The following is a 21164-nucleotide window of genomic DNA, read 5'->3' on the forward strand; positions in this document are numbered from 1 at the left end:
AGGAATGCGAATCGCAAACCTTTAATCCTTTTCCGTAATATGCTTAGCTTTTTCTTTGTTATGCTCATCCAACGTCTTCGTAAATATAACTTCCCCTTCTTTCGTTGCGAGAAAATAAAAATAGTTTGTATCGGCAGGATTTGCTACAGCATCTAGTGACTGCTTGCCAGCATTGGCAATCGGCCCCGGCGGAAGTCCTTTATTTTTATATGTGTTATAGGGAGAATTGACTTCTAAATCTTTATAGTATACGCGCTCCTTATGCTTTCCTAATGAATATAAAACGGTTGGATCTGTCTGGAGAGGCATGTTCTTTTCTAAACGATTGTAAAAAACGCTGGCTATTTTTTCCCTGTCGGCTTTTTCCGTCGCTTCCTCCTCCACTAAAGACGCTAATGTTAAAAATTGATGAGTGGAAAGACTCAGCTCTTTCATTTTGTTTCTATAAGGAACAAGCATTTCATCTGTCTTTTTAATCATTGTTTCAATGATTTCCGACAACGGAGGAGATTCCTCATAAAACGAATAAGTAGCCGGATACAAATATCCTTCCAATGCATATTTTATACGTCCGTTGAAAATGTCATCTGTTATTGTATTAGGATACTTTTTTTGCATTTGTTTGATAAACTGTTGGTTTGTTAATTGGTTCATAATTTCTTTTTTTGAATAGGGAGTATGTTTGGCGATGATGTCAGCAATTTCTGATAGTTGCAATCCTTCCGGGATCGTCAATTTAATAGCTGCTTCTCCCATTAATTCGCCTTTTTTTAAGCGTTCAACGATTTCTTGAATCGTCATCGATTGATTAAATTGATAATTTCCTGCTTGAAACCCTGATTCATTTTTAAATTTCACGTAATATTTAAACACGATCGCACTTTTAATGATGTCATTTTTTTCTAAAATAGAAGCAATTTGCGATACGGAAGATCCAATCGGAATTTGTACCTTTACAGGTTCCTTATTATCCGGATCAACAGGCTTTAATGCAGATCGCACATATAAATACCCGCCGCCAATCACTCCAGCAAATATAACAACAAAGGCAATCAGGACAGTTAACACAGTTTTTCGAACAATTTTCGCTATATGCAGTTTTTCTTGGAGTTTCTTATCCAAAAATTCCTTATTCGAATCCGAATCCGCCATCAATTCATCCTCCTTCCGTCCCGATTATTATACTACATACACGCATTTATTCGTCAAAAATCTCCATTTTTTTATAGGAAGAAATTGTTTTTTTCATTTGGATGTAAATCACCTCAACAAAAAAAGCACCGCAAAACGGTGCTTATTCCTCTTCTAAAAATGTATTTAAAACGGCCTCGATCATTTCCCATTCTTCATCGGTTTCCACAGGCTCCAGCTTTCCGCCCTCACCGTCTTCATTGGGAATGTAGCTTGCTGCATGAATTTCTATTCCATCTTCGTCTTCCTCATCATCGATGCCGATCGGATAATAAAGAACGTAAGATTTGTCAAATTCGTCCGAATTAAACGTAAACAAAATTTCGTATAGTTGTTCATTACCGTTTTCATCAATAACGGTAATATGTTTTTCACCTTCCACTTATTTCACCTCAATTTATTGTTGACTGTCCAAATAACTTTGCAAAATAATCACCGCAGCCATTTTATCAATGACTTGCCGTCTTTTTCGCCGGCTTACATCCGCCTCAATGAGAAATCTTTCGGCTTCCATCGTCGAAAGGCGCTCATCCCATAAAATGACCGGAAGCTGAAACTGCTCCTTCAAAAGCGCGGCAAAGCGCTCGCTTGCTTCTCCCCTTGGTCCAACGGTGCCGTTCATATTTTTCGGATACCCGACTACTATTTTTTCTATCTCGTATTTCTTTATCAGTTCAGCGAGTCTTTGAATCCCGAACTCGCCTTCATCTTCATTTATGCTGATCGTTTCCACACCTTGAGCAGTCCATCCCAGCTCATCGCTTACCGCAACTCCTAATGTTTTTGAACCTAAGTCTAACCCAATGATTCGCATTTTATTCCTCACGGTTGTTTTTCAAATAAAATTTTACAAGCTCTTCAATTAATTCATCTCGTTCAATTTTTCTAATCAGATTGCGTGCGCCGTTATGTCTAGGAATGTAAGCAGGATCTCCGGACAACAAATAGCCGACGATTTGATTGATCGGATTATAACCCTTTTCTTCCAGTGCATTGTATACGGCACTTAGAACTTCCTTGACATTTGTCTCAACAGGTTCTTCTGAAAAATTAAACTTCATCGTTTTATCGAAGGAACTCAATTTTTGCACCTCTTTCCTAGACTAAAAAGCGAATCTGCTTGTCTACATCCATTTTACACTATGACTGGAATTTATGAAACGGATTTCACCCAGTCTTCGACAAAACGAAGAGCTTCAGCTAACCGTTCAGGATTTTTTCCTCCCGCTTGAGCCATGTCAGGTCTTCCGCCGCCGCCGCCTCCACAGCGGCTTGCAATTTCCTTAATTAATTTTCCAGCATGGAACCCTTTGTCAACTAAGTCTTTTGTGATGCCGGCTGCTAAATTTACTTTTCCGTCTGATACCGTTGCTAGCACAACAATAGCCGAGCCGAGCTTTTGCTTCAGTTCATCGACCATGCCGCGCAATCTGTTCATATCTTTCACTTGAACTTTTTCCGCAAGAACTGTTACACCGTTGATCGTTACCGCTTTTTCAGCGATGTTCCCCGCTTCCAGATTGCTAAGCTTCATCGTAAGAGATTCGTTTTCCCGCTGTAGTTCTTTTATTTCTTGCTGCAGACTGTCAATTCTCTCCGGCAGATTTTTTACATTCGCTTTCAGTTTTGCCCCAATTTCCTTTAACAATAAATATTGTTCATTCATAAACCGGTACGCTTCTTTTCCTGTCACCGCTTCAATTCGGCGGGTTCCTGCACCAATTCCAGTTTCGGAAACAATCTTAAACAGTCCGATTTCCGCTGTATTTGTTACATGGCATCCGCCGCAAAGCTCAAGCGAATAATCGCCTACTTGAACAACGCGAACAATTTTTCCGTATTTTTCTCCAAATAAAGCCATCGCGCCCATCGCTTTCGCTTCGTCAAGAGGCATGTGCTCGATAGAGACTGGAATGCTTTCCCAAATTTTCTCATTTACAATTCGCTCAATTTCTTCCAGCTCTTCTGTTGAAACTTGTCCAAAATGTGAAAAGTCAAAACGGAGACGGTCGGAAGCAACAAGCGATCCAGCTTGGTTGACATGTACGCCCAGCACGTCCTTCAGCGCTTGGTGCAGCAAATGTGTCGCTGTATGATTTTTCACGATGGATTTTCTAGACTCTGCACAAACGGAAGCGTAAACTGCTGCTCCTTTTGTCAAAACGCCTTTTTCGATGACAGCCCGGTGCAAGTGTTGGCCGTTCGGCGCTTTTTGCACATCTTTTACGTTTAAGACCACATCATCATTTTTGATGATTCCTTTGTCAGCAATTTGACCTCCGCTTTCAGCATAAAAAGGCGTCTCGTCCAATATAATTTGGACCTCTTCCCCGCTCTCGGCTTGATCGACTAATTCCCCATCTTTTATGATCACAAGCACCCGTGCATTTGCTTCCAGGGTATTGTAGCCGACAAATTTGCTTTCCTCTTTTAATTCCACAAGAATTCCGCTTTGCACTTGCATCGAGTCGACATCCTGTCTGGCTTTTCTTGCACGTTCTTTTTGATGCTCCATTTCTCGTTCAAAGCCTTCATAATCCAGCTCCATGCCTTCATCTTGTGCGTATTCCTCCGTCAATTCCACTGGAAAACCGTATGTGTCGTAAAGCCGAAACACATCTTCGCCTGGAATTATTCGGCTACCCTGTCCTTTCTGCTTTTTGATTACATCCGCTAAAATGGCAAGCCCTTCATGGAGAGTCTCATGGAAACGCTCTTCCTCATTTTTAATTACCTTTTGAACAAAAGATGCTTTTTCTTTTACTTCCGGATAGTAATCGTTCATAATTTCCGCTACAACCGGAACTAATTCATACATAAACGGGCGGTCTATGTTGATCGTTTTTGCATACCGAACCGCTCTGCGGATAAGACGGCGAAGTACATACCCTCTGCCTTCATTAGAAGGTAGCGCACCGTCTGCAACAGCAAATGTAACCGTGCGGATATGGTCGGCAATCACTTTAAAAGCGACATCTTTCTCTTTGTCGGTTCGATAAGCTTCCCCCGAAATCTTTTCGGTAGCTTGAATGATCGGTAAAAAGAGATCTGTGTCAAAGTTGGTCGGCGCATTTTGAATGACAGAAACCATTCGCTCTAAGCCCATGCCTGTATCAATATTCTTTTTTGGAAGCGGAGTGTAAGTTCCATCAGGATTATGATTAAATTGAGAAAAAACAAGATTCCAAACTTCCAAATAGCGTTCGTTTTCACCACCGGGATAAAGTTCCGGATCATTTGGATCGTTTCCAAATTCTTCTCCACGATCATAAAATATTTCAGTATTTGGTCCGCTTGGCCCTTCACCAATATCCCAGAAATTCCCTTCCAAACGGATAATTCGTTCTTCCGGCAACCCGATTTTATTTTTCCAAATGTCATACGCCTCTTCATCTTCCGGATGAATAGTAACTGATAATCTATTTGGGTCGAAGCCAATCCATTTTTCGCTTGTTAAAAATTCCCATGCCCATTCAATCGCCTCTTCTTTAAAATAGTCGCCGATTGAGAAATTTCCGAGCATTTCGAAAAATGTATGATGGCGCGCTGTTTTTCCGACATTTTCAATATCGTTTGTTCGGATTGATTTTTGTGCGTTAGTAATTCTCGGATTTTCAGGAACAACCCTTCCGTCAAAATATTTTTTCAATGTTGCGACACCGCTGTTGATCCACAATAGTGACGGATCATCAACCGGAATTAAAGAAGCGCTCGGTTCAACCGAATGTCCTTTTTCCTTAAAAAAATCTAAAAACATTTGACGAACTTGTGCTGAAGTGAGCTTTTTCATGGCATTCCTCCTAAAATGTCTTCATTTTTCTCGCAAAATAAAAACTCTCGCCTATGTAAATGCTCTGATTTACACAGGGACGAGAGTTACTCGCGGTACCACCCTGATTATGAGCCAATTGCTCATCACCTTCATTTGCCGTAACGTGGCATTTTCGTCAGGTTTTGCCTGCACTCAGAATTAGCGTTCTGTTGCCCTTCATCTAGAGCTTCTTTCAGCCTCGGAAGCCCCTCTCTTTTAAGATGGACTGCAACATACTCGATTCGTCATCGCTTTCATGCACTTATTCCATGTCTATCACGAATTATAGACAAGGAAAAATCGCTTGTCAATGCGCTTTCCTCAGACGGATGATATGCAGCAATATCTCTTTCAGAACAGTGATAAAAGGCACAGCTAAAATTAAACCGATCACTCCGCCGATTTCTCCGCCCGCCAAGAGCGCCATAATAATCACCATCGGATGCATATGCAGGCTTTTCCCAACGATGAAAGGGCCAAGAATATTACTTTCAATAAATTGCAGCCCAAAAATGATGAAAAGCACTACAATTATTTTGTTAATGGAGAGCGTTGCAGCGACCATCAAAGCAGGAACCGCCCCGATAAATGGACCGAAATAAGGAATAATATTGGTCATTCCGATAATCGTCCCTAAAATTAACGGATATTTAATTTTAAACAGCCAAAACAAAATCGAAGCCGCCAGCCCGATCAGAAAACAAACAAATAGTTGCCCCCGCAAATAACTTCCGAGCGACTCATCGACGTTTTCTAAAAAACGTCTCCCTTCACGTCTCCATTTCTTCGGGGTGAAGTACCAAATGGCCTTTTTCATTTTCTCATAATCTTTCAACATATAAAAAACGAGAAAGGGAATGACACCAATAATAACAGCATAATCAATAATTGACTTCATGCTTGAAAGCATCCGTTCAAGAAAGGCAGCGACGGATGTTTCCATTCCAGCAATAAAAGATTCAATTCGATGATGAATTTCTCCAGGTAAATTGGTTGTTCCGTCATGAATTTTATCCGTCCAGCTTTGGTAATATTTTGTAAACATAGGGATATTTTCGGAAAGGTCTTTCATTTGTTCAACAAAAATTGGGACACCTTTATAAGAGCTAAAACCGACTCCTCCGAAAAAAATAAAATAGATGATGAGAATCGAACATGTTCTTGGAACACCTGAACGGTAAAGCTTTTCCACTACGGGATGAAGCAAGTAGGTAATGAAGACGGAAAGCATAAAAGGAATTAAAACAGCTTTTAACATTTTGAAAATAGGAAACCAAATGACTTTTAGCTGAAGAACCATATATACAAACAATGATAAAATGAGAAAAAAAATGATTCGGAAAAGCCATTTCCGCTCTCGCTCATTCATCCCGCATCCCTCCTCTTTTTATTTTGAGGAATGCTCACGAAAATATGCATGAAGGCGCCCATTTTAGGCGCCTCAAATCGCACGATCTTCTTCAGGAAACAAGTCATCTAAAGAACTTAGTGTTCCGTCTTCTTCTACTTGATGTGTGTGAATAATGCCTTTTGTAACGGTAAGCTCAATAAAACAATGCCAACAATAATACTGATTGACTCCGATTTTTCCAATATCTTTGCTTTTACAATTGGGACATGTTAACAAACAGGGACACCTTCTTTATTCATTTATTTAATTATTTATTAATCCGGTATGTTCTCGCTATGCACACTACTATTTGTTACCATTTTCAAAAAATTTATACGTCTCTATAAAGCATGCTTTTTTATGCTTAAACAATTTGTCCCCTGTTTGCAGCATCATCTGTCAATCGTTATCGATCTTATGGAAAGGAACAAATTTATTATCCTTCGCCCTCTTCCATAAAATCATATGGAGTGATGTTCTCCATCCCAATGTTGGCATCTTCTAGTGGAAAAGGAAGCTCCTCTTTCAGCTCGACAAGTTCAGACGTTTTCAGCCTCTCTTTTAAGGTTGTCTGCCTCATCGACTCCTGATTGTTGTATACTCCCATTTTTAACGCTTCCCATTCTCCGCACATAATTAAAAATTGCTTGCTCCTTGTAACAGCTGTATAAATCAAATTTCTTCTCAACATCCGAAAGTAGCCTTTTACTACCGGCAAAATGACAATCGGAAATTCGCTTCCCTGCGCTTTATGGATGGAGCAGCAGTAAGCATGAGTAAACTGATTAAAATCTTGCTTCGTATAGGTTACTTCGATACCGTCGTAAGAAATGACCACCATATCTTCTTTTTCGACATTTTCTTTTGCGTAAAAAATAGAAACAATCTCCCCAATATCGCCATTAAACACGTTTTGATCAGGCTGATTGACGAGCTGCAGCACTTTGTCCCCGATTCGGTAAATAACGTTGCCATGCTTGATCTCTCTTTTTTCTTTTGAAGGGGGGTTTAACATTTCCTGAAGCATTTCATTCAACTGATCAATGCCGGCAATCCCTCTGTACATCGGTGCCAACACCTGTATATCCTTCGCAGAATATCCTTTTTTCAAAGCGTTCTCAATTACTCTCGTTATAACTTCTTTTATTTGTGATGTTGTACAAGGAATAAACGATCTGTCTTGTGTCGTTTGCAAAAGGTTCGCTGGAAGAGTTCCTTGGCGGATTGAATGGGCCAAATCAATAATTGTAGATCCTTCTGCTTGTCTATAAATATCTGTCAGTGTAACAACTGGGATTCGTCCGGATTGAATCAAATCGCGAAGCACTTGGCCGGGTCCAACGGACGGAAGCTGGTGTTCGTCTCCGACAAGAACAATTTGTATGTCCGAAGGAAGCGATTTAAACAATTGATGCATGAGCCAAATATCAACCATTGATACTTCATCAACAATCAGAAGCTTTCCAGAAATCGGATGATCCTCATTGTGTTCAAATCCTTCTGAACCATTCCATCCTAAAAGGCGGTGGATTGTGACGGCAGGAAGACCGGTTGCTTCTGCCATTCTTTTTGCAGCTCGTCCGGTAGGTGCCACCAGTACAATGGGAAACGGCTCTTCCTTCTTTTGATATTCTTTTGGGTTCAATGAAAGGCCGTGGAGGTTCGCATAAATTTCAACGATGCCTTTGATAACGGTTGTTTTTCCCGTTCCAGGCCCGCCGGTCAGCAAAAGAATCGGCGAATGAATAGCCCGCTGAATGGCTTCTTTTTGAGAGGGGGCATACTGAACATTCATTTTTTCTTCCAGTTTTCCTAACTCCAGCAAAAATTCTGATTCAGGAAACATATCTTGAAATTGGTTTTGGGTTAAAATTTCTTCAATGTTATTGGCAAGTCCCACTTCAGCATAGTAAAGAGAGGGTAAATAAATTCGATCTTCCTCGACGATAATTTTTCGATCTTCTTCCAATTCAAGAATGATTCTTTCAATATCCTGATCAGATATGTCTTCTCCATTTTGGGTGAGCAATTTTTTCGCTTTTTCCATCAGCTGAACTTTTGTAACATATACATGTCCTTCTTTTACAGCATCTTGTTCAATAGTGAACAAACAAGCCGCCTTCAGCCGGTCGGGATGATTGCCGGAGATCCCAAGCTCTCTCCCAATTTCATCCGCTCGAATAAAGCCGATCCCTTCAATATCTTCCACCAATTGATATGGGTTTTTTTGAATGATTTTAAGCGTATCCTCCCGATACAGCTGATAAATTTTCATCCCAAGCGCAGGCCCAATGCCAAGCTGATTTAATCCGATTAAAACCCCTTCTAAACCTTGATGTTCCTTCAGTGTTTCAGCCAGTATTTTGGCTTTTTCCTTTGAAAGCTTCTTCACTCTTTTTAATGAATCGGGATCCTCCAAAATAATCGAAATCGCATGTTCGCCCAGTTCATTCACGATCGCTTCCGCTGTTTTTTTGCCGATTCCTTTAAAAAGCCCGCTTGATAAATATTGAATAACTCCTTCTTTCGTAGTTGGAAGCTCCTTTTGAAAACGCTCGGCTTGAAATTGTACGCCGAATTTTGGATGGTATTTTTTCGCGCCAAAAAACGTATAGCTGTCATGTAATTGGAGAAGAGGAAAAAAACCCGTCACGGTCACTTGATCTTGCTCAAACTGTTCATTCGTCTCTTCAATTTTCACTTTAATAACAGTATAAAAATTTTGCTCATTCTGGAACACAATATGTTTAATGGCTCCGCGAACAAAAGGAGTACTTTCCTCATGAAACAAACTCTCCTGTTGACCGCCCATCCTCTTTCCTCCTAATTTCGTTTAAATCATTTCTTCTAACAGCCTTTTCCCGTTGCCCGCAAGCAAATGATCCGGTTGAATGGAAAGCGCCATATCAAACATTTTTAAAGCTTCTTCTCTATTTTCTTCAAATGCGTACGCAACACCTAAATTATAATAAGCATCTGCGTGATGTTGATCGAGGTCGATCGTTTTTTCAAACTCTTTTTTTGCTTCTTGAATGTGGCCTGCTTGTGCTAAACATAAACCATATTGAAAGTGAGCGCTGGCATCTTGTTCATCCAGCTCAACCGCCCGCAAAAAATATGGAAGTGCAAGACGGGGCTGTTCAAGCTGGTAAAGAGACATTCCAAGCATAAAATAGACATCTTTATGAGCAAGCCCATACTTTTCCGCCTGATCAAAAAATGTTTTCGCTTTATGATAATCTCCCGCATTATAATGAACGGTTCCAATGCCGTAATACGCAGTAGCCGTCCCTTTATCAATCTCAATCGCCTTTTCATAAAATTTCAATGCTCTTTCTTCATCACCTGAAGAGGCAAGCAAATTCCCAAAATTTACGTATAACACAGGATCGTTTGGATTTTCTTCCAATGCTTCTGCAAAATATTTCGCTGCTTCTTCCCATTTCCCTTCTTTTATTGCTTCTAAAGCCAGTTGATTTTTATGCATCCATTTCATCCTTTCACATCCAAAGGCAAAGAGGCTGCGCCAAGTTAACAAATCTCATTCCGATCGGTACAGCTTATCTCTTTAACCGACATACCACAGTTTTTCGCCGTTGCGAAATACTTTATCGATAATGCCGCCTCCCAGACATTCCTCTCCATTATAAAAAACGACAGCTTGTCCTGGTGTAACGGCACGGACCGGCTGTTCAAACGAAATTTGTGCAGTTTGATCACCGATCATTTTCACTTTTACCGGCTGATCAGGCTGGCGGTAGCGAAATTTTGCGGTGCAAACAAGCTCATCTGTTGGTTTTACACCGGTTATCCAGTTTACATTTGTTGCGATAATGGAGTCTGAATATAAATGTTCATTATGAAATCCTTGTTCAACATATAAAATATTATTTTTTAAATTTTTTCCAACCACAAACCAAGGATCGCCATTTCCTCCTATTCCGAGTCCATGGCGTTGACCGATCGTATAATACATAAGCCCGTCATGCTTCCCTTTTACCTCACCAGACAACGTCTCCATTTTGCCGGGTTGAGCAGGTAAATACTGGCTTAAAAATTCTTTAAAGTTCCGCTCGCCAATAAAGCAGATGCCTGTTGAATCTTTTTTCTTTGCTGTTGCCAAGTTTGCTTTTTCCGCAATTTCTCTAACTTCTTTTTTTTCAAGATGCCCGATGGGGAACATGACCTTTGACAGCTGCTTCTGATTCAGCTGATTCAAAAAATACGTTTGATCTTTGTTTGGATCTTTTCCTCTGAGCAATTTGTACACACCATCGCGGTATTTTACCCGTGCATAATGACCTGTTGCGATATAGTCCGCGCCTAAGTCAGCTGCATGCTCCAAAAAAGCTTTAAATTTAATTTCTTTATTGCACATGACATCGGGATTTGGCGTTCTTCCAGCTTTATATTCCTCTAAAAAGTAAGTGAACACTTTATCCCAATACTCTTTTTCGAAATTCACTGCATAATAAGGAATCCCAAGCTGATTGCATACACGGATTACATCATCATAATCTTGCGTTGCCGTACATACGCCGTTTTCATCCGTATCATCCCAATTTTTCATAAAGACCCCGATGACTTCGTACCCTTGTTCTTTTAGGAGCAAAGCAGTTACAGATGAATCTACTCCGCCAGACATCCCGACTACGACTCTTGTTTCATGCGGCGCCTTTTCCATCTCTCTCACCTCTTTCTATTTTGACGTTAACCTTTTAACAATCTCGGCTGTTTTTTTGGCAGCCGATTCAATTTGTGCCTCCGTATTTCCTAAGCCGAAGCTGAATCGAACCGATGAAGTTATTTCTTTTGAATTTTTGCCAAACATTGAAACGAGCACATGCGACGGTTCAACTGATCCTGCTGTACAAGCTGAGCCGCTTGATGCCGCAATTCCCGCCAAATCGAGGTTGACAAGAAGCGATTCAACATTTGTTCCCGGAAAGAAAACGTTTAATATATGAGGCAGGCTGTTGTCAATCGAGCCGTTCACAGCGAAGGAAATGCCCTCTTGTTCAAACACATCGATCATGATTTGTTTAAAATGCACATATTGCTCTGTTTTTTCCTTTCTTGTTTGTTCTGCAATTTTTGCGCTTTCTGCAAACCCGATAATCGCTGGAACATTTTCCGTTCCGGCTCTTCTCTTCAATTCCTGCTCACCGCCATGCATGCGCGGAGTGAATTTCACCCCAGCTTTTGCATATAAAAAACCGATCCCTTTCGGCCCATTTATTTTATGACCGGAAACCGACAGCAGATCGACATTCAGCTCGCGAACATCAATTGGAACGAGTCCGTATGCTTGAACTGCATCGGTATGAAAATACGCTTGATGGTTTTGTAATAAGCTTCCTATTTCTGAAATAGGCTGTAAGGCACCTACTTCATTATTTCCATACATGACTGTGACAAGAATCGTTTCATCTTTTAAAGCTTTTTTAAGATCATCGACAGAAATAACTCCCGATTGATTGACAGGCAAATACGTAACGTGAAATCCGTTTTTTTCTAGATAGCGGCAAGATTGGAGGACAGCCGGATGCTCAATTTCTGTTGTGATAATATGGTTTCCTTTTTCTTTATTAGCAAGCGCTGTTCCAATCACCGCTAAATTATCTGCTTCTGTTCCTCCGCTTGTAAATATGATTTCTTTTGGATCGGCATGAATACTTTTGGCAAGGAGCTCTCGAGCCTCATCCACTTCTCGTCTGCTTTCTCTGCCAAAAGAATGGATGCTAGACGGATTGCCGAAATAATCCTTCATAAAGGTTGTCATTTTATCCAAAACTGCGGGATGGACTGGCGATGTTGCCGCATGATCCAAATATATCCGTTCCAAAGTTAATTCCTCCCGACTTTAAATGTAAAACATGTAAGCGTCCTGCTCATTATCTCCTGTATGGCTTGCTAAATCATCAAGTGTCGTGTTGTCAAGAACGTCCTTCACCGCATCGCGGATTTTTAACCATAGATGCCTTTGAGCAGGCGGTTCATCTTCAATTCCTTCAACAGGGGTGATCGGTCCTTCCAACACACGGATAACGTCACCAGCCGTTATTTTGGACGGATCGTTCGCTAAAATATATCCGCCATAAGCTCCGCGAATGCTTTTGACAAGTCCGGCATTGCGGAGAGGAGCAATTAATTGTTCCAAATAATGCTCTGATAAATCATGAGATTGTGCAATACTTTTCAAAGATGTCGGTCCTTCTCCGTACTTTCGCGCCAATTCAATCATAATCGTTAAACCATAGCGTCCTTTCGTTGAAATTCTCACGTTTCTACACTCCTATTTTTTAGTTTTTTTCAAGATTTTCACCATCTTGGTTCTACTTTAAACTTTAGACATTATAGCATATTATTTTATTAGTGGGTAAATGAGATGATATGATTTTTATTTGGGAGCGATAAAATGGAACCTTTAGCGTATAGAATGCGTCCAACCAAAATAGAAGATATTATTGGACAAGAACATTTAGTTGGAAAAGGAAAGATTATTGAACGAATGGTGCGAGCTAAATATTTAAGCTCGATGATTTTATACGGACCTCCTGGAATCGGAAAAACATCTATTGCAACTGCAATAGCAGGCAGCACTAACACGCCTTTTCGAAAGCTGAATGCGGTTGTCCACAATAAAAAAGATATGGAAATTGTTGTAGAAGAAGCAAAAATGTCAGGGCAAATCATTCTCATTTTAGATGAAGTGCACAGACTTGATAAAGGGAAACAAGATTTTTTGCTTCCATATTTAGAAAACGGCATGATTATTTTAATCGGTGCAACGACAAGCAATCCGTATCATGCCATTAACCCGGCGATTCGGAGCCGCTGTCAAATTTTCGAATTGCACCCTCTTTCTCCAGATGACATTATGATTGCCCTGAAAAGAGCTCTTACAGACCCAAGAGGACTGAGCGACTTTCCTGTTCAAATCAGCGACGAAGCTCTAAGACATTTTGCCGAAAGCTCCGGCGGAGATGTGCGTGCGGCGTTAAATGGATTAGAACTCGCCGTTTTATCAACAAAGGAAGATGAGAATGGGAACATTTGCATTACGGTTGAAATTGCTGAAGAGTGCATGCAAAAAAAGAGCTTTTCCCACGATAAAGACGGAGATCATCATTACGATGTTTTATCTGCTTTTCAAAAGTCTATTCGCGGGTCCGATGTAAACGCAGCGCTTCACTATTTGGCCAGATTAATTGAGGCAGGGGATCTTTCTTCGATTGCAAGGCGTTTAACGGTCATCGCCTATGAAGATATTGGTCTTGCAAATCCGCAAGCGGGACCTAGAACTCTTTCGGCTATAGAAGCAGCTGAGCGCATCGGTTTTCCCGAAGCACGCATCCCTTTGGCCAATGCGGTGATTGAACTATGTTTATCCCCTAAATCAAACTCTGCTTATAAAGCGATTGATGCAGCTTTAGCCGACATTCGCTCAGGAGTGACAGGCGAGGTCCCTTCCCACTTGCGGGATGCTCATTATAAAGGAGCAAAGCAGCTTGGCAGAGGAGTGAACTATTTATATCCGCACGATTATGAATCAGGCTGGGTAAACCAGCAATATTTGCCTGACCCCATCAAGCATAAAAAATATTACAAGCCAAAAAGAACGGGCAAATTCGAGCAGGCTTTAGCGCAAATATATGAAAATATCGAGAAAAAGAAAAAAGAAAAGGACGAATAGGAAGCTGCGGTCATGTCCGCGTCATCTTGGAAATATAAATAGGATTGTCCAAAATGTCAAAACCCCATGGAAAACGTAAATAAAAGGGGGCGTCAATAAGCCGAAAAACGGCTTATTTGACACCCCCATTTTTTAATCGTCGTCGCCGACACGATAAATTTTTATATCCTTCAGCAATTCATTAATCACATGACCAGCCATAATCAATCCGGCTACGGATGGCACAAAGGCATTTGATGACGGGGGCATTTTTGCTTTGCGGATCGTTGATTCGTTATTGCCGACTTCTTTTCTGACATCTTCTCTAATAACAACAGGGCGTTCATCAGAAAATACGACTTGAATTCCCTTTCGGATCCCTTCTTTTCGCAGTTTCGTTCGAATCACTTTGGCAATCGGATCTGTATGTGTTTTTGAAATATCTGCTACTCGGAAACGGGTTGGATCCGTTTTGTTGGCTGCCCCCATGCTTGAAATAATAGGAATATTCCGTTTCAGGCATTCCTTCATTAAATGAATTTTATAGCTGATCGTATCGCTGGCGTCAATCACATAGTCAGGGTTTAGCTTAAAAAAGTCTTCATACGTCTCTTCCGTGTAAAACATTTTTAATGCAATTACTTCACAATCCGGATTAATGTCAGCAATTCTTGCTTTCATTAAATCCACTTTCGGTTTTCCAACCGTCGACAAAAGCGCATGGATTTGCCGGTTAATATTCGTAATATCGACATCATCTTTATCGATCAAAATCAATCGCCCGATGCCTGATCGTGCAAGAGCTTCGACGGCAAAAGATCCAACTCCGCCAACCCCTAAAACGGCTACGGAGCTGTTTTTCAATTTATGTAAACCTTCTTTTCCAATCGCTAGTTCATTCCGGGAAAACTGATGAAGCAAAAAAAATCACTCCAATTTGACAAAATTCAGTGTACAAACTAAAAAAGTCCCAATTGTGCCGTCGCCGTTTCCTTCGTTTTGAACCCGCTCTCAGCAGGTGGGTGCCCTGTTCTAAAGCTTTGTAAGTCCTCGTGCCATATGCATATGAGGCATTTACTCACTTTAGAAACTCCGGGCTCCCATTTAAATCGTTGTTCGGTCAAAACTAGGTGTACGACGCACACATCAGGACTTAAATTTTGAATAAAGAATATCATAATTAGCATGAGATTTCAAGATAAAAAACAAATAATGGAAATTATTACCTTGAGCTATGTTTCACTTCAAGATGCAGTTCATCCAATTGCTCTTTGCTTACTTGGCTTGGTGCCTCCGTTAACAAACAGCTCGCACTTGCTGTTTTCGGAAAGGCAATCGTATCCCGTAAATTTGTTCTTCCTGCCAAAAGCATTACAATCCGATCCAATCCTAGTGCAATTCCACCATGCGGCGGCGTACCGTATTCGAAGGCTTCCAGCAAAAATCCGAACTGTTCTCTTGCTTGTTCCTCTGTAAAACCAAGAAGTTTGAACATCTTTTCTTGAACGTCTTTTTCAAAAATCCGAATCGACCCTCCGCCAAGTTCATATCCATTTAACACTAAGTCATATGCTTGAGCCCGCATTTTGAGAGGGTCTTTCTCAAAGTACTCCAAGTCCTCACGAAACGGCATAGTAAACGGATGATGCAATGCATAATAGCGGCCGTCTTCTTCATTATATTCAACGAGCGGCCAATCCGTAATCCATAAAAATTCAAGTTTATCTTCTTCGATCAGCCCTAAATCTTTTCCTAGTTTTAATCTGAGAGCCCCCAACGAATCAGCAACAACATTCGGCTTGTCGGCAACAAACAGAAGCAAGTCTCCATTCTGTCCTTCAGCTGCTTGCAAAATACTATTTTGTTCATTTTCTGATAGAAATTTTGCAATTGGGCCTTTTACTTCATTTTCTTCTACTTTAAGCCAAGCCAAACCTTTCGCTCCATAATTGTGAACATACTCTTGGAGAGCATCTAGATCTTTGCGTGAAAATTCGTCTTTTTTTCCTTTTACATTGATTAGCTTTACTTGCCCTCCACCTGCAACTGCTTGACTGAAAACTTTGAAAGCGGAGTTTTTCACAATTTCAGATACATCAACAAGCTCCAGGCCGAATCGAACGTCCGGCTTGTCCGACCCAAAGCGCGCCATCGCCTCATCATATGGCATGCGTTGGAATGGAAGAGTAAGCTCGATTCCTTTCACTTCTTTTAACACATGAGCCATCATCTTTTCGGTTAGATTCATAATATCTTCTTGGCTCATAAAAGAAGTTTCTATATCTATTTGGGTAAATTCCGGCTGTCTGTCTGCGCGCAAATCCTCATCGCGGAAGCATCTTGCAATTTGATAATATTTATCAAATCCTGAAACCATTAGAAGCTGTTTGAATATTTGCGGCGATTGCGGGAGCGCATAAAATTCCCCCTCATGGACGCGAGAAGGGACAAGATAGTCCCGTGCTCCTTCCGGTGTGCTTTTTGTTAAAATGGGGGTTTCCACATCAATAAATCCATTTTCATCCAAAAAGTTGCGAATCGCTCTCGTAATTTGATGCCGCATTTTTAACGTTTCAAACATGACTGGACGGCGCAAATCTAAATAACGGTATTTTAAACGAACCTCTTCCGAAATGTCCGCTTTTTGATCCGCAAGTGAAAAAGGAGGAGTTTTGGCGCTGTTTAAAATGGTTACCGATTGAACAACCACTTCCACTTTTCCTGTTCGAATGTTCGGATTAATCGTCTCTTCCGATCTTTTCACCACTTCGCCTTCAATGTCCAATACATACTCGCTGCGGATTTTCTCAGCTATTTCTAACGCTTCCTTTGAAACTTCAGGATTAAAAACAATTTGGACAACTCCTGTCCGGTCGCGCAAGTCGATAAAAATAAGTCCTCCTAAATCGCGGCGTCTTTGCACCCATCCTTTTAAAACGACCTTTTCGCCGATTGCTTTTTCGGAAATTTCTCCACAATAATACGAACGTCCAAACATCCTACATACTCTCCTTTACTTTCTCTCTTTTATATACTCTGCAAGTCGTTCAAATGCCACCGCATCTTGTTCGCCTGTTGCCATGTTTTTTACGTTCGCCACCCCTTTTTCTAATTCCTCATCACCTATGATGATGACAAATTTGGCTTGAAGCCTGTCCGCTTGCTTCAGTTGTGCTTTCATTTTCTTATTTTCATAATCTTTGTCTGCAGAAATGCCGGCTTTCCGCATTTCCTGCAATAGAGATACCGACCGTTCCTTCGCCCGATCTCCCAGTGCCACAATATAACAATCTAGACCTTTTTCAATCGGAAGAGCGATGTTTTCAGCATCAATTGCTGCTAACAGGCGTTCAATGCTTAAAGCAAAGCCGATCCCCGGCGTGCTTGGCCCTCCGGCTTCTTCGACCAAGCCGTTATATCTTCCGCCGCCGCATAAAGTCGTAATCGCCCCAAACCCTTCCGCATTGCTCATGATTTCAAATGCTGTATGGTTATAATAATCCAATCCGCGGACGAGATTTGGATCGATTTCATACTCAATGCCAAGCTCCGTTAAATATTTTAACACTTGATCAAAATATTGCTTTGATTCATCGTTTAAAAAGTCAATGATGGAAGGGGCGCTTTTCATCAATTCATGCTCGCGGTCTTGTTTACAATCAAGTATTCTTAACGGATTTTGCTCAAGCCGCTTTTGGCAATCAGAGCAAAATTCTCCAATTCTCGGCTTAAAATGGTTGACTAAAGCAGCACGATGTGCAGCTCTGCTCTCTTGATCTCCCAAACTGTTAATGACAAGCTTCAATTTTTTTAAGCCGAGCGATTGATAAAACGCCATCGCCAAAGAAATAACTTCAGCATCCAGCGCAGGGTCGTCCGAGCCGAGAGCCTCCACACCGAATTGAACAAATTGCCGAAAACGCCCTGATTGCGGTCTTTCATACCGAAACATCGGACCGATGTAAAAAAGCTTTACAGGCTGGTTCGGATCTGCGTACATTTTCTTTTCAACAAAAGCGCGGACGACTGCTGCCGTTCCTTCCGGTCTTAATGTTAAACTTCTTCCTTTCCTGTCGGAAAAAGTGTACATTTCTTTTTGGACAATATCGGTTGATTCGCCTACACCCCTTTGAAATAATTCCGTATGTTCAAAAATGGGGGTTCGAATTTCTTGAAAGCGATAAAGACGGCATATTTCCCTAGCTTTTTTCTCAACATATTGCCATCTTGAAGCCTCCGACGGCAAAATATCCTGTGTACCTCGCGGGATTTGAAAAGCCATTGTCGATTCTCCTCCACTTATAAAATAAATTCCATAAAAAAACCCGTCCCCTGACGATTCCCGTAGGGACGGGAGAGTCTCCCGTGGTGCCACCCTAATTGAAGCAATGCTTCCACTTAAAAGTTAACGCCTATTTACGTTTCCTCCTACTTTTACACCTTTCAGAGGAAAACCTCCGGAGTGTTCTTCACTAAGCGATCATGGGGAAAGGCTTTCAGCCTAAGGCCTTTCCTCTCTGTCCATGTGCATCCCAGCTACTTGTCTCCGTCATCGGTTGTTTATGTACGTTATTTTTAAATCTAGAATTTTATATTATCATACGAACAATACTGTGTCATGTCAAGAACGGCTGAGCCGATCACGGAGCTTTTTCGCCTCCTCTTGATTTAAACCATGCTCAAACGAAACCTCTATTAAAATATCCTGCATCGTACGATCACTGAAAGAAATACCAAACTGGTCATGAAAAATTGATGCGGAGAAAGAATGTTTTTCACTGGACCGCATATTTTTCCCCTTTCTTTTTCATCAGAATTTGCGTCTTAGTCTTCCCGCAAAAAAATGAAAAAATACTCAATGTAAAAAAGGAAATGCCGAAATAAAATAGAAATAGTTTTTTGCATGAATGTGAAAGGAGCATGGCCATTGCGAAAAAAATGCTTTTTAATCGTTCTGTTGCTTTCACTGCTTTTTACTTCTACCGCTCCAGTTTTTCATTCAGCCCAAGCGGATACGCAAAATGCAGTCATTAAGCAAGATAAAGTAAATGTCCGGACAGGTCCCGGTTTAAGCTATCCCGTAATGAAAAGCGTTCGGTACGGTGAAAAATACCCGATTGTCGCAAGGAAAGGAGATTGGGTGAAAATTCAATTAAAACAGGGCTCTTCCGGGTGGGTAGCCGATTGGCTTCTTTCAGTAGAAACCGAGCTTCAAAAAAAGGATTATGTCGTTTCTACGACTACCGGGTTAAGAATCCGTTCTGGCCCCGGGACAAACTATAAAGTTGTTGGACAGTTTCCTAAAGGGGAAAAAGCGCATGTGTTGATGAAACAGGGGAAATGGGTGAAAATTTCCTATAATGGCCGGCAAGGATGGGTCTCTTCTGCATATGTAGCTCCAGCAGCAAGCAAAACTCCTTCGAATCAGAAGCATAGCCTCGGTACGGTTACAGCCACTATATTAAATGTTCGTTCAAAACCAAATGCACAATCATCAATTACCGGCAAGCTGACAAAAAACATGAAAGTTGAAATCATTTCGGAACAAGGCAATTGGTATAACATTCGCTACAACAATGTGACGGGGTGGGTGTCGAAGCAATATATTACCAAAGCAGCAGCTAAAAGCAGCAGCACTTCCCCGCAAAAAGGAAGGATTACAGCCAGTTCGTTAAATGTTAGAAGCGGTCCGTCTTTACACTCAAAAATTGTCGGTACCATTAAAAAAGGAACAGAGGTAGAAATCATAGGTGCAAACGGAGATTGGTATCAAATTAGATATGCGAAAAACAAAACAGGCTGGGCATCCAAAAGATATATCGAAGCTGGCTCAAAGAAAACAAACGGCGCTCAATCAGTTGTCCTTTTATACGACGGAACAAATTTGCGCAGTGCACCTTCCACTTCTGCAAAAATTGTTCAAAGAGGAAACAAAGGGCAGACTTTTCCAATTGTAGGGATTTATAATAATTGGTATAAAATTCAGCTCCGAAACGGTCAAACAGCTTATGTAGCAAGCTGGGTCGTCACAACAACAAGCGAAAACAATTCCAATAAAGGGACAAGCATACCGTCAAACGGTAAAAAAGTCATTATCGATCCGGGCCACGGAGGCTATGACAGCGGGACGATCGGTGTCAGAGGGACGCTGGAAAAACATTTAACCTTAAAAACAGCTAAACTTGTGTACAACAAATTAAAAAGAGCAGGTGTAAATGCAGTTTTAACTAGAAGCGACGATACATATATCAGCCTGCAATCCCGTGTAGGAATTTCTGTAAAAAACAACGCAAACGCCTTTGTGAGCATCCATTATAATAGCTCAATCATTCCAAGCGCAAATGGAATCACAACTTTTTATTACAATTCTGCAAAGGATAAAGCATTAGCAAATGTAATTCACAAAGAGATGGTGAGGCATGTCAATTTAAGAAACCGCGGTGTTCAATTTGGAAATTATTTTGTGCTGCGTGAAAATAAACGTCCTGCTGCTTTGCTTGAACTAGGTTTTTTGAGCAATCCTATGGAAGAGTGGACAGTCAGCACAAACGCTTACCAAGAAAAAATCTCACAAGCGATTTATAAAGCGGTCGTCAAATATGTAAACTCATAAAAAAATCGTGAGCAGCTCGCTCACGATTTTTTTATTTGCTTTCGATAATCAATGTTACTGGGCCAACGTTTGTAAATTCAACAGCCATCATCGCTCCGAAAGAACCCGTTTCAACACGTACGCCTTTTTCTCTCAGTTTGTCGTTGAAAGATTCATATAGTTTTTCAGCAATATCCGGTTTGGCTGCTTGCATAAAATTTGGCCTTCTTCCTTTCCGGCAATCGCCGTACAGAGTAAATTGGGAGACGGATAAAACTTCGCCCCCAACATCTAAAAGAGATAAATTCATTTTCCCTTCTTCATCCTCAAATATGCGCAAATTGGCCACTTTATCCGCTAAAAACTCTGCATCTTTTTCCGTATCCTCGTGTGTAACACCGACTAGCACCATTAAACCGAACTCAATCGAACCAACAACTTGTCCATCTACTTTGACATTTGCATTCCTTGCTCGTTGTACTACAACTTTCATCATGTATTTCCT

General features: G+C 41.0%; 19 protein-coding genes, 1 other RNA gene and 2 other annotated features. Of the genes, 2 read left to right on the forward strand and 18 right to left on the reverse strand.

All coding sequences use genetic code 11. The features are described 5' to 3' along the window. Positions 1-21 precede the first annotated feature (21 nt). From mltG to cymR, 12 genes are all read right to left on the reverse strand, one after another. Positions 22-1152 carry an endolytic transglycosylase MltG gene (mltG, locus tag NST97_RS07320; RefSeq protein ID WP_066250532.1) on the reverse strand — a complete coding sequence of 377 codons (1131 nt, stop codon included), beginning with the start codon at positions 1150-1152 and terminating at the stop codon, positions 22-24. A gap of 142 nt (positions 1153-1294) precedes the next feature. Further along, entirely contained in the window at positions 1295-1573 is a 279-nt protein-coding gene (locus NST97_RS07325; RefSeq protein WP_063387996.1) for a DUF1292 domain-containing protein, read from the reverse strand. Between the two features lie 15 nt (positions 1574-1588). Further along, positions 1589-2005 (reverse strand): Holliday junction resolvase RuvX, encoded by a 417-nt coding sequence (ruvX, locus tag NST97_RS07330; RefSeq protein WP_341343083.1) that lies wholly within the window; start codon positions 2003-2005, stop codon positions 1589-1591. A gap of 1 nt (position 2006) precedes the next feature. Continuing rightward, complete coding sequence (locus tag NST97_RS07335; RefSeq protein WP_063387994.1) at positions 2007-2273, reverse strand: IreB family regulatory phosphoprotein; 267 nt, start codon at positions 2271-2273, stop codon at positions 2007-2009. A gap of 71 nt (positions 2274-2344) precedes the next feature. Next, on the reverse strand, positions 2345-4981 hold the full coding sequence (gene alaS / locus NST97_RS07340; RefSeq protein WP_339193149.1) for an alanine--tRNA ligase: 2637 nt from the start codon (positions 4979-4981) through the stop codon (positions 2345-2347). A 72-nt stretch (positions 4982-5053) separates the two neighbouring features. Next, positions 5054-5260: a binding site (T-box leader), on the reverse strand. 49 nt (positions 5261-5309) lie between these two features. Then, positions 5310-6371, reverse strand: a complete 1062-nt coding sequence (locus NST97_RS07345; protein WP_339196906.1) for an AI-2E family transporter — start codon at positions 6369-6371, stop codon at positions 5310-5312. Positions 6372-6443: 72 nt separating this feature from the next. Then, positions 6444-6629, reverse strand: coding sequence for a hypothetical protein (locus NST97_RS07350; RefSeq protein ID WP_094246265.1), 186 nt, complete (start codon positions 6627-6629; stop codon positions 6444-6446). Between the two features lie 199 nt (positions 6630-6828). Continuing rightward, on the reverse strand, positions 6829-9204 hold the full coding sequence (recD2, locus tag NST97_RS07355; RefSeq protein ID WP_341343084.1) for an SF1B family DNA helicase RecD2: 2376 nt from the start codon (positions 9202-9204) through the stop codon (positions 6829-6831). A gap of 21 nt (positions 9205-9225) precedes the next feature. Next, positions 9226-9879: a tetratricopeptide repeat protein gene (locus tag NST97_RS07360; protein WP_327848041.1), complete on the reverse strand. Its 654-nt coding sequence runs from the start codon at positions 9877-9879 to the stop codon at positions 9226-9228. An 81-nt stretch (positions 9880-9960) separates the two neighbouring features. Further along, positions 9961-11076: a tRNA 2-thiouridine(34) synthase MnmA gene (gene mnmA / locus NST97_RS07365; RefSeq protein ID WP_063387989.1), complete on the reverse strand. Its 1116-nt coding sequence runs from the start codon at positions 11074-11076 to the stop codon at positions 9961-9963. Positions 11077-11091: 15 nt separating this feature from the next. Continuing rightward, positions 11092-12237: a cysteine desulfurase family protein gene (locus NST97_RS07370; protein WP_130158149.1), complete on the reverse strand. Its 1146-nt coding sequence runs from the start codon at positions 12235-12237 to the stop codon at positions 11092-11094. An 18-nt stretch (positions 12238-12255) separates the two neighbouring features. After that, entirely contained in the window at positions 12256-12675 is a 420-nt protein-coding gene (gene cymR, locus NST97_RS07375) for a cysteine metabolism transcriptional regulator CymR (RefSeq protein ID WP_063387987.1), read from the reverse strand. 135 nt (positions 12676-12810) lie between these two features. On the opposite strand from cymR, the gene NST97_RS07380 reads away from it, so the two are divergent. Next, positions 12811-14088, forward strand: a complete 1278-nt coding sequence (locus NST97_RS07380; RefSeq protein WP_063387986.1) for a replication-associated recombination protein A — start codon at positions 12811-12813, stop codon at positions 14086-14088. Between the two features lie 132 nt (positions 14089-14220). On the opposite strand, the gene NST97_RS07385 is transcribed toward NST97_RS07380, so the two are convergent. From NST97_RS07385 to NST97_RS07405, 5 genes are all read right to left on the reverse strand, one after another. Beyond that, entirely contained in the window at positions 14221-14988 is a 768-nt protein-coding gene (locus tag NST97_RS07385; protein ID WP_063387985.1) for a tRNA threonylcarbamoyladenosine dehydratase, read from the reverse strand. Between the two features lie 42 nt (positions 14989-15030). Further along, positions 15031-15223: non-coding RNA, 6S RNA (ssrS, locus tag NST97_RS07390), on the reverse strand. Between the two features lie 66 nt (positions 15224-15289). Next, positions 15290-17065 (reverse strand): aspartate--tRNA ligase, encoded by a 1776-nt coding sequence (gene aspS / locus NST97_RS07395; protein ID WP_066250519.1) that lies wholly within the window; start codon positions 17063-17065, stop codon positions 15290-15292. 15 nt (positions 17066-17080) lie between these two features. Beyond that, complete coding sequence (gene hisS, locus NST97_RS07400) at positions 17081-18349, reverse strand: histidine--tRNA ligase (protein WP_144596729.1); 1269 nt, start codon at positions 18347-18349, stop codon at positions 17081-17083. Between the two features lie 61 nt (positions 18350-18410). Beyond that, positions 18411-18629 (reverse strand) — a binding site (T-box leader). A gap of 59 nt (positions 18630-18688) precedes the next feature. Next, the gene (locus NST97_RS07405) at positions 18689-18856 is read right to left on the reverse strand and encodes a hypothetical protein (RefSeq protein WP_158640147.1); all 168 of its coding nucleotides are present in this window, start codon (positions 18854-18856) and stop codon (positions 18689-18691) included. Between the two features lie 138 nt (positions 18857-18994). Between NST97_RS07405 and NST97_RS07410 the strand changes: the two genes are divergently transcribed. Then, positions 18995-20680: an SH3 domain-containing protein gene (locus tag NST97_RS07410; protein ID WP_339196918.1), complete on the forward strand. Its 1686-nt coding sequence runs from the start codon at positions 18995-18997 to the stop codon at positions 20678-20680. 31 nt (positions 20681-20711) lie between these two features. On the opposite strand, the gene dtd is transcribed toward NST97_RS07410, so the two are convergent. Beyond that, positions 20712-21152, reverse strand: a complete 441-nt coding sequence (dtd, locus tag NST97_RS07415; protein WP_063387981.1) for a D-aminoacyl-tRNA deacylase — start codon at positions 21150-21152, stop codon at positions 20712-20714. Between the last annotated feature and the right edge of the window lie 12 nt (positions 21153-21164).

This window comes from Aeribacillus sp. FSL K6-1305 (assembly GCF_038050115.1).
In the GTDB taxonomy this organism is placed as follows: Bacteria; Bacillota; Bacilli; order Bacillales; family Aeribacillaceae; genus Aeribacillus; species Aeribacillus composti.